This window comes from Myroides sp. C4067, from assembly GCF_038039665.1.
Lineage (GTDB): Bacteria > Bacteroidota > Bacteroidia > Flavobacteriales > Flavobacteriaceae > Flavobacterium > Flavobacterium odoratimimum.
Genome location: NZ_JBBPHJ010000007.1, coordinates 146209 through 158830, shown reverse-complemented (window position 1 = coordinate 158830; position 12622 = coordinate 146209). Strand labels below are relative to the sequence as shown.

Annotated in this window: 12 protein-coding genes; 1 reads left to right on the top strand and 11 read right to left on the bottom strand. The window is 34.7% G+C overall.

Translation table 11 applies throughout. The annotated features are described in order from the left end of the window. Nucleotides 1-307: 307 nt before the first annotated feature. The 10 genes from AABL87_RS07310 to AABL87_RS07265 all read right to left on the bottom strand — a co-directional run bounded on the left by AABL87_RS07310 (nucleotide 308) and on the right by AABL87_RS07265 (nucleotide 11087). Complete coding sequence (locus tag AABL87_RS07310) at nucleotides 308-817, bottom strand: hypothetical protein (protein ID WP_073144342.1); 510 nt, start codon at nucleotides 815-817, stop codon at nucleotides 308-310. Nucleotides 818-880: 63 nt separating this feature from the next. Then, the gene (locus AABL87_RS07305; RefSeq protein ID WP_341277121.1) at nucleotides 881-1609 is read right to left on the bottom strand and encodes an MBL fold metallo-hydrolase; all 729 of its coding nucleotides are present in this window, start codon (nucleotides 1607-1609) and stop codon (nucleotides 881-883) included. An 83-nt stretch (nucleotides 1610-1692) separates the two neighbouring features. Next, on the bottom strand, nucleotides 1693-2982 hold the full coding sequence (gene thrC / locus AABL87_RS07300) for a threonine synthase (RefSeq protein ID WP_341277120.1): 1290 nt from the start codon (nucleotides 2980-2982) through the stop codon (nucleotides 1693-1695). After that, the gene (locus AABL87_RS07295; protein ID WP_341277119.1) at nucleotides 2982-3902 is read right to left on the bottom strand and encodes a homoserine kinase; all 921 of its coding nucleotides are present in this window, start codon (nucleotides 3900-3902) and stop codon (nucleotides 2982-2984) included. The genes thrC and AABL87_RS07295 overlap by 1 nt, the downstream gene beginning before the upstream one ends. Before the next feature lies 1 nt (nucleotide 3903). Further along, the gene (thrA, locus tag AABL87_RS07290; protein WP_341277118.1) at nucleotides 3904-6351 is read right to left on the bottom strand and encodes a bifunctional aspartate kinase/homoserine dehydrogenase I; all 2448 of its coding nucleotides are present in this window, start codon (nucleotides 6349-6351) and stop codon (nucleotides 3904-3906) included. A 130-nt stretch (nucleotides 6352-6481) separates the two neighbouring features. Next, nucleotides 6482-6628: a hypothetical protein gene (locus tag AABL87_RS07285; RefSeq protein WP_198032304.1), complete on the bottom strand. Its 147-nt coding sequence runs from the start codon at nucleotides 6626-6628 to the stop codon at nucleotides 6482-6484. 223 nt (nucleotides 6629-6851) lie between these two features. Next, nucleotides 6852-7913 carry a CNNM domain-containing protein gene (locus AABL87_RS07280; RefSeq protein ID WP_341277117.1) on the bottom strand — a complete coding sequence of 354 codons (1062 nt, stop codon included), beginning with the start codon at nucleotides 7911-7913 and terminating at the stop codon, nucleotides 6852-6854. 110 nt (nucleotides 7914-8023) lie between these two features. After that, nucleotides 8024-9280 carry a hypothetical protein gene (locus AABL87_RS07275; RefSeq protein WP_341277116.1) on the bottom strand — a complete coding sequence of 419 codons (1257 nt, stop codon included), beginning with the start codon at nucleotides 9278-9280 and terminating at the stop codon, nucleotides 8024-8026. Between the two features lie 239 nt (nucleotides 9281-9519). After that, complete coding sequence (locus tag AABL87_RS07270) at nucleotides 9520-10020, bottom strand: DUF2199 domain-containing protein (protein ID WP_006261026.1); 501 nt, start codon at nucleotides 10018-10020, stop codon at nucleotides 9520-9522. After that, nucleotides 10020-11087 (bottom strand): SMI1/KNR4 family protein, encoded by a 1068-nt coding sequence (locus AABL87_RS07265; protein ID WP_025125541.1) that lies wholly within the window; start codon nucleotides 11085-11087, stop codon nucleotides 10020-10022. Before AABL87_RS07265 ends, AABL87_RS07270 begins: the two co-directional genes overlap by 1 nt. Nucleotides 11088-11143: 56 nt before the next feature. On the opposite strand from AABL87_RS07265, the gene AABL87_RS07260 reads away from it, so the two are divergent. Then, on the top strand, nucleotides 11144-11710 hold the full coding sequence (locus AABL87_RS07260; RefSeq protein ID WP_006259124.1) for a GNAT family N-acetyltransferase: 567 nt from the start codon (nucleotides 11144-11146) through the stop codon (nucleotides 11708-11710). Between the two features lie 52 nt (nucleotides 11711-11762). Here the strand turns inward: AABL87_RS07260 and AABL87_RS07255 are convergent, their stop codons facing one another. Beyond that, nucleotides 11763-12608, bottom strand: coding sequence for a hypothetical protein (locus AABL87_RS07255; RefSeq protein ID WP_341277115.1), 846 nt, complete (start codon nucleotides 12606-12608; stop codon nucleotides 11763-11765). Nucleotides 12609-12622: the final 14 nt, after the last annotated feature.

Sequence of the window (12622 nt, the reverse complement as noted above, 5' to 3'; positions counted from 1 at the left end):
ATAAGGTTACTTTACTAAGCCTGCTCACTTGTTATTTATAATTATTTTAAATAATGACAAATGTAGACTTATTTATCTCACTAACAAGAATAATTCTAAATAACCATTTAAAATAAGCTTAAACTAAATATAAAAAACGCACAATAAAGAACAATTAAAAATAAAAACTATAGATTTATAAATTATATAATTCAAAACATCCTTTGATATACTAAATAAAAAATAGAATAGTTAAAGTTATAATACTCACTTTAGGTTACATAAAAAAACCTTCTAATCTTATTATGATCAGAAGGTTTTTTATAATTTATTCCTCTTTATTCCATTTGACAAAGTACTTAGCTATTCTACCAAAATTGGTTATCATTAAGAATCCTAACACTAAATTAGCAAAAGCTCTAAAAGCCCCATATTCATCAAAGGTAGGCATATTTTCATTTCTGATAGCTACAGTAAATCGTTGTATAATCCATGTAATCATATAAGGGAGATTATTCACAATGAGTATTCCTCCAATAATAAACACTCCCACCTTAACAATATCAACAGCAGTCAGATTATCGACTACTATTTTATCAGTGTCATAACCTTTACTCAAGCGGAAAAGGCTAACTATCTTATCTCCATATAACATTAACAGAGTAAATACTACCAACAAAAAGATATGTTGACTTATATCTGACAGTAAATCACCAAAGGTATTTTCCTTTACAGTAATCAAATAGTACAAACTACTTAATAGAGACAAAAAATAGGTAAGAAATAAGTAAAACCCTAATAACTTCACTAATGCTGTAAACAAATCTCTTTTACTCATAGATACTCATATTAAAGATTGAGAGTATCTAATATACAACTAATTAGTGTGTCTTTTTTTAGTTTACTCACAACTATACACTGCTCGGTCCATATCGTGATAGAACAATACTGTCCAATGCTCTTCCTCAGCCTGTATCTTCCATTCTGTACGCCACTTCATCGCTAGTTTACCGTCATAATCACTTTTAAACGCCATATTAAATTCTAGATAGCTATGCTTTGGTAGATTATCTGCACCATAAAAGATGGTTTGTTCTTTGTCTTTAATCCAAAATACCTGCATATACGGCGTATGCCCTCCTACCACTTGATAAGTAATCTGATCATCTATACTACCCTGATCATCATTCATCCATATAATATTAGGCAATGCTAAGGCCTCTTCCAGTATATCATAATCAAATGAAATATCATCCATAGACAACTCCGCAAAAGCAACTTCTCTACGTTGAATGTATATTTGAGCATTAGGATAGCGTCCTATATATCCTTCTTCTGTTTCTTCAACCAAACCGTTGATATGATCTTTGTGCAAATGCGACATCAACACTCTATCTATATCCAAAGGAGTTAATCCTTCTTTGGCCAATAATTCATCTATTTTGTAAACACCATTCTCTTGATATCCTAAACCTACATCCAATAATGTTTTATGATTATCTGTTATGATCAAAAAAGGTTGTACTGCTAATTGTATTTCTGTGGTCAATACCTTATCTCCTATAGGTAAAAAGTTCTTTACCTCATCTTCATAAAAATCACCTTCTTTTAAGGGTACTACTTTAATCATTGTTTTGTGAGTTTTGAATTACAAAGATAAATAGAAATAAAGAAAAAGGATTGTTCTAATCACAATCAGAACAATCCTTCCTATTATTTTAAAAGTTCTTCTTTCAAATCCTCATAAGAAGTGAGAACAGTACTTTTCTTTTCTCCTTTCATAATCTCTTCCAATCTATCAGGAACTGGAATCTCTATATTTAGCAATTCTTCTATACACTCTGGAAACTTAACAGGATGTGCTGTTCCTAAGAATACCCCTGTAAAATCATGATGTGACTTAGCGTACTCCTTGATTCCTAGATAACCAACCGCACCATGAGGATCTAGTAAATACCCATTCTTAGCATATTGTTCTTCTATTAATGCTAATGTGGCCTTATCTGTAAAAGAATAGGCTGACAGATCTTTACTCAACTCCTTCGCATCTTTAGCAAACAATTCTAATATACGCACGAAGTTGCTCGGATCACTTACATCCATCGCATTAGAAATTGTCTCTACTGTTTGTTTCGGCGTATAGGCTTTAGAAGAAAAGAATCTTGGTATTGTATCATTTGCATTAGTAGCTGCAATAAAATGAGCAATAGGCAATCCCATCTTTTGAGCTAGCATCCCTGCACATATATTACCAAAGTTTCCACTAGGTACAGACACAACCAATGGTTTGTTTAAATGTTGTAATTCTTTATACATCAAGAAATAATAGAACATCTGAGGTAACCAACGAGCTACATTAATTGAATTCGCTGATGTCAAACGACAAGATTTCAACTCTTCATCTAAAAAAGCCCTCTTTACCATCGCCTGACAATCATCAAAACTTCCTTCTACTTCTATTGCTCTAATATTCTTACCTAGCGTAGTTAATTGCTTCTCCTGGATGCTACTCACTTTCCCTTTGGGATATAAGATAACAACTTCTATTCCTTCCACATCATAGAATCCGTGAGCTACAGCTCCTCCTGTATCTCCTGAAGTAGCTACTAGAATAGTAATTTTCTCTTTTTCCCCTTTGACAAAACTTCTTAAACATCTAGACATAAATCCCGCTCCTACATCTTTAAAAGCTAATGTAGGTCCATGAAATAACTCTAATGTATAAACATCTTGATCAATCGATACTACAGGAAAATCAAATGCTAACGTTTCTCTTACAATCGTTCTTAGCTCTTCTTCTGCAATCTCTTTTCCTACAAAAGGAGCGATAACCTGGTATGCAATCTCTTCCTTACTCATCGCTTGAATACCTTCAAAAAACGAAAGAGCTAACTGAGGTATTTCTTGTGGAAAATACAATCCTTTATCCTCGGCAATACCTTGTATTGCAGCTTCTTTAAATGAGGCTACTCGCTGAGGGTTATTTAAACTATAATACTCCATTACAATACTTTTATACCTTGTGAATTAATAGGTGATACATGAATATCAAACTCATACCCTGCATCCTTTACTACTTGACGCATTGCTTCTGCTACACACTCTGCATTCTCCTTGCCTTTGCTCAATGCAAACACAGAAGGCCCTGCTCCTGATATTCCTCCTCCTAATGCGCCATGCTCACAAGCTGCTTGTTTTAACTCTGCATAGTTTGGTATCAATAGTGAACGTTTAGGCTCTACAAATTCATCGTGTAGTGAATTACCAATCAAATCGTAATCAGAAGTATAAAGTCCACATATCAATCCGCCAAGATTACCACATTGTTTAATCGCTTGTTTTAAAGTAACTGTTTGCTTTAAAACAGAACGAGCATCCTTTGTTTTCAATTCTATCTGAGGGTGAATAACTGTAGCATATAGCTCTTTTGGAGCTTCGATATGAACTATATTAAGCGGTTCATAACTATGGATAAATGCAAACCCTCCTAATAACGCTGGAGATACATTATCCGCATGAGGTGCCCCACTCGCTAAAGCTTCTCCTTGCATAGCATAATAGATCAACTCTTTATTTGTCAGTGGGTATCCACATAACGCATTGACACCATAGACAGCACCTGCCGAACTTGCAGCACTACTACCAATACCGCTACCTGCCTTGATATTCTTGTGAATCACAATCTCAAAACCAAAGTCAGGTTGTAGTTTTTCTATTAAAGCTAAAGCAGCAACGCCTGCCACATTCTTCTCCACTTCAAGTGGTAAATCAGCTCCAATAATCTCTTTGATACACACTCCTTTTTCTGCTGTTTGAGTGATAATCATTTCATCACCTACATTATCTAAACACACACCCAAAACATCAAATCCACATGATAGATTAGCGATTGTAGCTGGGCAAAATATCTTTATTTCTTTCATCTTATAACAATTTACTTCCTATTCTTATTACATCTGCAAATATTCCTGATGCTGTCACTTCTGCTCCTGCACCCGCTCCTTTTATTAATAACGGTTGTTCTTGATAGCGATTTGTATAGAACATTACGATATTATCTTTCCCTTCTAAGTGATAGAATGGGTGATTAGACATTATCTCTTGCAGACCTACACTAGCCTTACCGTCTTTAAGCGTTGCCACTACTTTTAGACAAGCTCCTTTAGCTTTTGCCCCTTCATATAGAGCTTTAAAATGAGCTTCCTCCTTAGCTAAAGCTGTAATAAACGCATCAGCATCCTCAGCCTCCATACAAGACATAGGTAAGAAACTATCCACCTGTACATCTTCCTCTTCTACCCAATAGTTACACTCTCTCATCAGAATCATCAGTTTTCTCTTCACATCTACACCACTCAAATCTATCAATGGATGAGGCTCTGTATACCCTTCTTTCTTAGCTAGAGCTACTATCTCTGCAAAAGGTATAAAACCGTCATATTGATTAAAAATAAAGTTCAAACTACCACTTAATACTGCTTGTATCTCTTTTACTTGATCTCCTGAGGCAACAAGGTTCTTAATTGTATCAATAATAGGTAAACCTGCACCTACGTTTGTTTCGTATAAGAAAGGAGCATTGTACTTCTTAGATAGGCCTTTTAACTCTTTATAATATTCCATTGTAGAAGAACAAGCTATCTTATTACAAGTCACTACAGCAATACTATTCTTTAAATATGATGCATAAGTCATGGCCACATCAGCAGTAGCTGTATTGTCTACGAATATGCTGTTGCGCAAATTCAGTTCTTTGATCTTATCTAAGAATCCCCTTTGAGTCATAGGTACTCCACAATTAGACAAATCTTTTACCTCAACCAAATCAAATCCTTCTACATTAAAACACATCAATTTAGAATTAGCTATTCCTACCACTCTAACATTTACTTTCAGATGCTCTCTTAAATAATTGTGTTGTTGTACGATTTGCTCTAAGAACTTCCCTCCTACATTTCCTATTCCCATAACAAATAAGTTCAACTGAACCACCACCTCTTCAAAGAAAGCTTCATGTAGTACATTCAATGCTTTCTTAACATCTTTCTCTAGAATAACAGCAGAGATATTACGCTCTGATGCACCCTGAGCGATAGCACAGATATTAATATTGTTACGACCTAACGCACTAAACATTTTACCACTGACTCCTTGATGCCCTTTGATATAATCTCCTACTGCTGCAATAATAGACATCCCTAATTCTACGCGAACTGGTTTTACTTTTTTGTTTTGTATTTCAAACTCAAAAGCACTATTAATCACTTGCTCTGCTCTTTCTGCATCTGAAGCAATAATTGCGAAACAGATAGAGTGCTCTGAAGAAGCTTGAGTAATGAATATCACATTGATATCCTCTAAAGACAATACTTCAAACAGTCGTTTAGAAATACCTGCTACACCTACCATCCCAGGGCCTTCTAATGTCAGTAGTGCTAGATTGTCAATATTTGTAATTCCTCTTACAGGATTAGGGTCTGTACTTCCTACAGCACTGACTAAACTTCCCTCTGCATCTGGTTCAAAAGTATTTTTGACAATCAATGAGATTCCTTTAGGTAAAATCGGCGCCAAAGCAGATGGATACAATACTTTCGCTCCGAAGTGAGAAAGCTCCATCGCTTCTTGGAAGTTGATGTGTTTTACTATTTTTGCCTGTTTTACTACTCTTGGGTTAGCCGTATATATACCACTTACATCAGTCCAGATCTCTAGTTCTTTTAAGTTAAGAGCAGCTGCGATAATAGCCGCAGTATAGTCAGATCCTCCACGTCCTAATGTTGTCACTTCATTTGCTTCTGACTCTGCTATAAATCCTGGTACGATAGTTACTGCACACTTATGTTTCTCAAAGTAATCAACGATCAACTGATCAGTTACTTCAAAGTTTACAGCAGCTTTACCAAACTTGTCATTTGTCTTGATAAAATCTCCACTATATCCATGACGGCAATCTTGCCCCTGTGCCTTCATAACCTCAGCGATAACATAAGAAGAAAGGCGTTCACCATAAGACATAATCAAATCCTTAATACGAGGAGATAACTCTCTTAGTAAGAAACACCCTTGTAACAATACTTCCAATTCATTTAGTTCACGTATAACACTACTCAATATTCCTGCTTGATCATTCACAGGTATTAATGCTCTGACAACTTCTAAATGGCGATGACTAATATCTTTAAATTGATCTATATATTCTTCATTATGTGCTGCCGCTTGTACTGCCGCAAGCTGCAGTAGATCAGTCACTCCACTCAGCGCAGATACCACTACGATAACAGGCTCTTCTATCTTATTGATGATATCTATACATCTCTTTATATTCACGGCATTAGCCACTGATGACCCGCCAAACTTTATTACTTTCATAAAATTTCATTGATTTGGTTTTCTCCCAAAGCAAGTAACTAATTGATATTAATCGCTTTGGATAATATAAAATACAGCCGTTAATAAATAAACGACCACAGACGATGGTTATATGTAATAAATTCCCCCTTTACAGGGTTGAGATAGATGACGATGACGAAGATGTCAACGTAATAATAGTTACTGTAGAAGTAGTAACGTTAGAAACACGAGAAGTTGCACCACTTAAGATAGTAGTGTTTAAAACAGGATTATATGTTCTAAAATTCGCGTTCATTGATATGGCTAAGATACCAAAACCATTTTAAAACAAACCAATAAAAAGTTAAAGAAATTCAAATGTTTATTTCAAACGCCTTCATTAAAGCACTCTTAACCCCAACAAATACAAGAGATAGGCAATATTAAAAACATTTTAAAAAACACTCCTGTTTACGCAAAAAACAAAGAACTCCATCGCTAAAAGCGATGGAGTTCTTTGTTTTTTAAACTTTGTAAACTTATTTTATACCGTCTTCATCAGCCAAATAAGCATATTTCTTTTGTCTATTTTGCCATCTTTCTTCTGCATATTGTCTCAAGTCAACAATCTTATCTTTCTCATCAATAATCTCAAAACCAAGTAGAGTCTCGATAATGTCTTCCATAGTGACTAGACCATCTACTTCACCATACTCATTCACTACAATAGCGATATGCTCATGCTTCTCCTTCATCTTATTCCAAGTCGTAATTACATTCAGTTTTTCAGACACAAATAGAATATCTCTCTTTATATCCTTTAATTGAATATCAAATCTATCTTCTGCTAAATACTCGAACGCAACTTCTCTTAGCACGTAACCTGTAATATTGTCTTTCGTATCACTATACACAGGGATTCTAGAGAAATGTAGAAATTCTTTATTCTTCAGGAACTCTCTTAAAGTCATTTCTTCATCTGCACTAACCAACATAATACGTGGTGTGTGAATTTCGTCTATACGTACTTCGTTTAACTTGAATACGTTTTGAATAATCTTGTTCTCTTTAACACCTAAGATACCTTCTTGCTCTCCAATACTTGCTAGAGTTGCAATCTCTTCTCTACTGGTAGAAGACTCTGCATTCTTCTTGCTCAACCTCTTTGTCAAGAAAGATGACATAATCACTAATGGATAACTTACAACAACCATAGCAGAAATAACACTTGCCATAGATCCATAGATATCCTTAGCATAATTTGCTCCTAAAGTCTTTGGTATAATCTCCGTTAAGACTAAGATTAACAAAGTCAACACAGCAGATACCACTCCGAAATAAGCTTCACCAAAAACTACCGTTGCTTGTGCCCCTACTCCTGCAGCTCCTACTGTATGCGCAACTGTATTAAGAGACAAAATAGCTGATAAAGGCCTGTCAATATCCTCTTTTAGGTTTATCATTTTTAAGGCTTTCTTATCTCCTGCTTCTGCTTTTGACTTTAAAAAAGAAGGGGATAAAGAAAGTAAGCTTGCTTCTGCGATAGAACAGATAAAAGATACAGCTAAAGCTAGAAACAAATAAACTAATAATAATGTCATGTATTTTTAAATATATACACAAGATTAATTATAAAAAACACATAACAAGGATAATAATTAATCAAAACATACAAATTCGCTTCTGAAACGTCAATATGAGTTACTGATATTTAGGTATGTTGCATAATGTATCCACTTACTCTAGTCTTATCACACCAGAAGATATAACACAATCCACCACTACCATAATACACTTCACCTCCCTCTACATCGGGAACTTCTGAGTCTAACTGCATAATAAACTGCATCTTCTCTCCGCTAATAGGACAAGTCAAAACCTCTCCATTCTGTATCCAAGAAGGTTCTCCTCCTATTCTAAACAAATTCTCTCTACTATTAGCGCTTGCCCATGACTGAAACGACCAGCGAGAATCCGTAGGTACGATGCTTACTTCTGTAGGAACCATAGCATGCTCTTCTACCCATTCTATCACCATTGGCTCTCCTATCTTATGAGGAATCCCTTGTTCATCATGTTGATAAAAGACAACACCATTTTCATTTAATTCGCGTAAATGACATCCTAACACTAGTTGAGATAAACTTATTGGCAATCCTTCAGGAATAGGGTTTAATGTAATTATATGCATAAAGGGGTTATTCTCATCTTCCGCTAAATACCCACCTACTTTATACTTATTTGCTAATGGTGTACCATTCCACGTTGGGTGATCTGTACGGTTTAAATGTACTGCACTTGGCTTGTTTAAATACTTTGGTTCAAATAAAATATGATACGTTTGATCTGAACAGTATCTTTTTACCTTTCCATGTTCTCTACACAATCCCACACCTTCTAAATACCCATCGATATAATCTGCTGAACTCACATAAGTGCTCAATTCTAATTCTAACGCATGTGGAATAAGGCTTTCTATAGTAGTGATATCTCTAGATTCGACTAAACAATTAAACAACTTAATCTTAGTTTCTAAATCGGTATTCGATGCTAAGAATTGAGCTAAATAAGGTTGTAATTGAGCAGAAGTACAATTTCTCCAATGATAATCTGCAAAATAGCTATCCCCATTAGGATTTAAGACTAATAAATCATCTAGATAAGGATGTAATATATGAGGTAACTGAATACCTGCATACTCTATAACACTCTCTGCTACGGCACTCTCTTTTTCTTTTAAAATATCAATTGCTATTTTAACTAATTGGCTAAAGTCTTTCTCATTAACATAACTTAGTGCACTGTGAAAAAGCGTTGAATCCTTCTCTATATTCATCAGAAACTCTAAGCAGAAAGCATATATTTCTGCTTCATCCTTCATTAATCCCCTTAATTGATTATAAACATCAGGTGTCTTCCATTCTGTCTGTTTATAATCTATTGCTAATTGTTGTCCTTTACTACTCATTCTTTTCTATCTCTATCCTATTTATTCTAGTTTGCCTTATTGAGAGGTACTTTATACCTTTTGTACAAAGTCTAATCGCTGTATTCCTTGCACTTTGGCGCACATTGCTTGCACTTTCCTAGGACTTTCCTTGCCCAGAGCACCTTTTTGTCGAAGAATAGTGCAAGAATACCTCAAGGAATCTGCTAGCATCACACAGCAAAACTAATCTTGAATTATGACATACTTAAATCCCATCTCTATTTTACTAAAGCCTCGATTCTCTTCAAAGCTTCCTCTGTCGAAATTCCATCATAAAAGTCCTTTATAAATACTGAATCTCCTTTTTTATGAGGTAAAATAGTTGGAATCCCTTTACTATTATCAACCTCAACATTGGTAGGTAAAGCAAAAGAAGTATTAGGAGGATAATTAGGTAAATTAGTCACTAACCAACCAAAGTAAGTAGTCTTGTACTCTTTATCCTCATAGTGCTCATAATAGTCTTTCATACTCGCCTCACTAAGACTAACCCAAACCCCGTAATCCAAGTATTGGCAGGCATCATAGACATACTGAGTCAACACCCCTCTCAGATACCAATGTGTCTCATCTTCTTCATCTATACTACATATTTCGCTCGTTAAGTCTGCGTGTTCTCTTTCTTCCTCAGACAGTGCTAAGTAAGGATCAGGAGCTTTAAATACTAATGCAGGCCAATCCTCGTGTTCTTGCCCACAATCTGCACATATATATTTCATTAGAATGTTCCGTTATCTATTATAAATTGTTGATGTTCTGTTATTGCTCCTTCTAAAGATTCTATTTCTCTATAAATCAACTCCTCTAGGCAGAAAGCAATTACTGTTCTACTCCAAGACTCATTTTGTAGTTCTATAATTTGTCCATACGTCCCTATATCACTTGGATCAGTATCTATCAGTAGATAATCTCCATTCTTCCCTTCTGCAAAAGGAATCCACTTAGGGTTAGCATATCCTGTACACTTAAGTCGGGTATCATAATCAGTTATTATATCTTCATCTACCTCATCATCATCGAACAACTCATTGATACCTTCCCACTCATCTGCTATCTTCTCAAAAGGCAATAAGTCATAATCCCATCCGTTGGCATGCAAACTTAGTGCTGAAGTAACAGCATTCCACTTCACATTCGCTATCTTATAAAAATTAACTAAAATGGCAGGTAATTCTACTTCGTCTAATTGCTCTACAACAATATCTAATTGTTCTTGAGTAATACCATGTGTCGGATTATAGTACTTATTATCAGCACCAACTCTATGTTCTATTGTTTTTTTCCATTCATACCATACCGCCTCTAAATATTCAAAGTTTTCATCAATAGGTAATAATGCTACTTCTTCTTCTTCAACCTCTTCATAAGCTTGTAAAGAAAGAGAATACAACTCTTCCCTTCTGATATTATACCACACCGTCACATCATTAAATCTAAAAGCACCAGTATCATCTGTATCCCAAAGTTTTATACGCTCTTGCTTATGTTCGTTATAATACTTCATTACATCTGATTCCCCATTTAGTTTTAATTGACCTATAAATGCAGATTTCACAGCTGTAGCGTAATCTTCTACTCTATAAGTTACTTCTATGGTATTAATATTTATCCTATCCTTAGCGAAAGCTCGTAATCCTACTGTATGCCAAATATAAACATCATTATGCTCTCCTGAGAATACCTCTGGCTCTCCAAATAGTGTAAACAGTTCTTCTTTTGCTATCGGAAAGCTATACAGTTGCCCATTTATCTCAAATCCTTTTGATGTAAAATCAAAGTCTATCATCTTTTTTATTTTGGGCTAAAATACTATTAATTTCAAACAATAAATTCACTGAATACATGGAAGTATTTACTATTTTTATAAAAACAACTCTTATGAAAACAATAGAATTAACCACAGAACGCCTTCTTCTAAATCAACCTAATCTACAGGATATTCCTCGCCTATTAGAGATTATGAAAAACCCTGTATACAGTCAGAACACAACCAATATCCCTTATCCTTATACAGAGGCAAGTGCTACTTTTTGGGTAAACTTAGCTTTAGAAGGATTAGAGATTGGAGATAAATACATCTTTGCTATTCGATTAAAAAGTAGCTCTACGATCATCGGTGGAGTCGGCTTAGGAATAGACAAGGCAAACAATAAAGCTGAGATGGGCTATTGGTTAGATGATCAGTACTGGAATAAAGGATATATTACTGAAGCAGCACAAGCTCTAGTTCATTTTGGCTTTGAGACATTGCATCTAAAAAGAATATTTGCTTCTCACTTTACGCATAATGAAGCATCAGGAAAAATCATGCAAAAGATAGGAATGCAACAAGAAGGGGTATTGAAAGCCTATACATTAAAGGATGGTGAATACCTTGACCATGTGTTGTATGCGATAGTAAATAAATAAGGGTTAGAAGTTTTAGCTTCTAACCCTTATTTATGTATCGTATCAATTATGATTACTTTTTCTTCACTTTTACATTTTGAGAAGTTGTATTAACCATCGTGATATTAACTCCTTCATCTGATTCTATATTAACCGTAACATCTAACTTACCATCTATAGATTCAAAGTATTTCTTCTCCATATCATAAATAACTTCTTTAGTACCTCCTCCTTTCATCTCTGCAAACTTAGTAGAAGTACTCTTAGAGGTGATCGTTGTCTCAATAACTAAATAGGCTTTATTATTAGCTATTTTGGCTATTTTATTTACTTCTTTGGTTGTTACCTCCACTTCACTTTCATCAGATAATCTCATCTTTTGAGTATTAGTAGACTCAAATTCTTGATTCACTTTTATAGGATCACTACTAAGTCCATTTCCATTAAATAAGTCATCTAACATCACAAGCAAATCTCCTTCTAAAGTCTTGTGTTTTTCACCTAATGATTTAGACAATTTTAACCCTTTTTTGGCATCTACACTACCTCTACTATATCCTTTTATAGGCCCTTCAGTCTCAGTATTTACAACTGATTTTCCTTCAAAAACTCTAGCAACTCTCTTCTCTAGGTCCAAATCAAAGTTCAGAGAATTCTTCTTTTTAGTTGTCCAATGTAGTGTATAACTTGCATTAGATTCTTCGGTCTCATAAGTAGGATAAGAATTCTGCCCCTCTTTATTAATCATCTCAATGATTTCTTTATTTCCTACAAGGTTAGTAATCGTACTAAACTTATCATTCGAAATTATCTCATAAGAGCTACCCGGTTGTAAGTCAAGTGATAAAACAACAGATTCTTGTGCTTGTACCTGAACAGAAAGTGCTACACAAGAAATAAAAAACAGTATCTTTTTCATCTTTTTTAATTAAA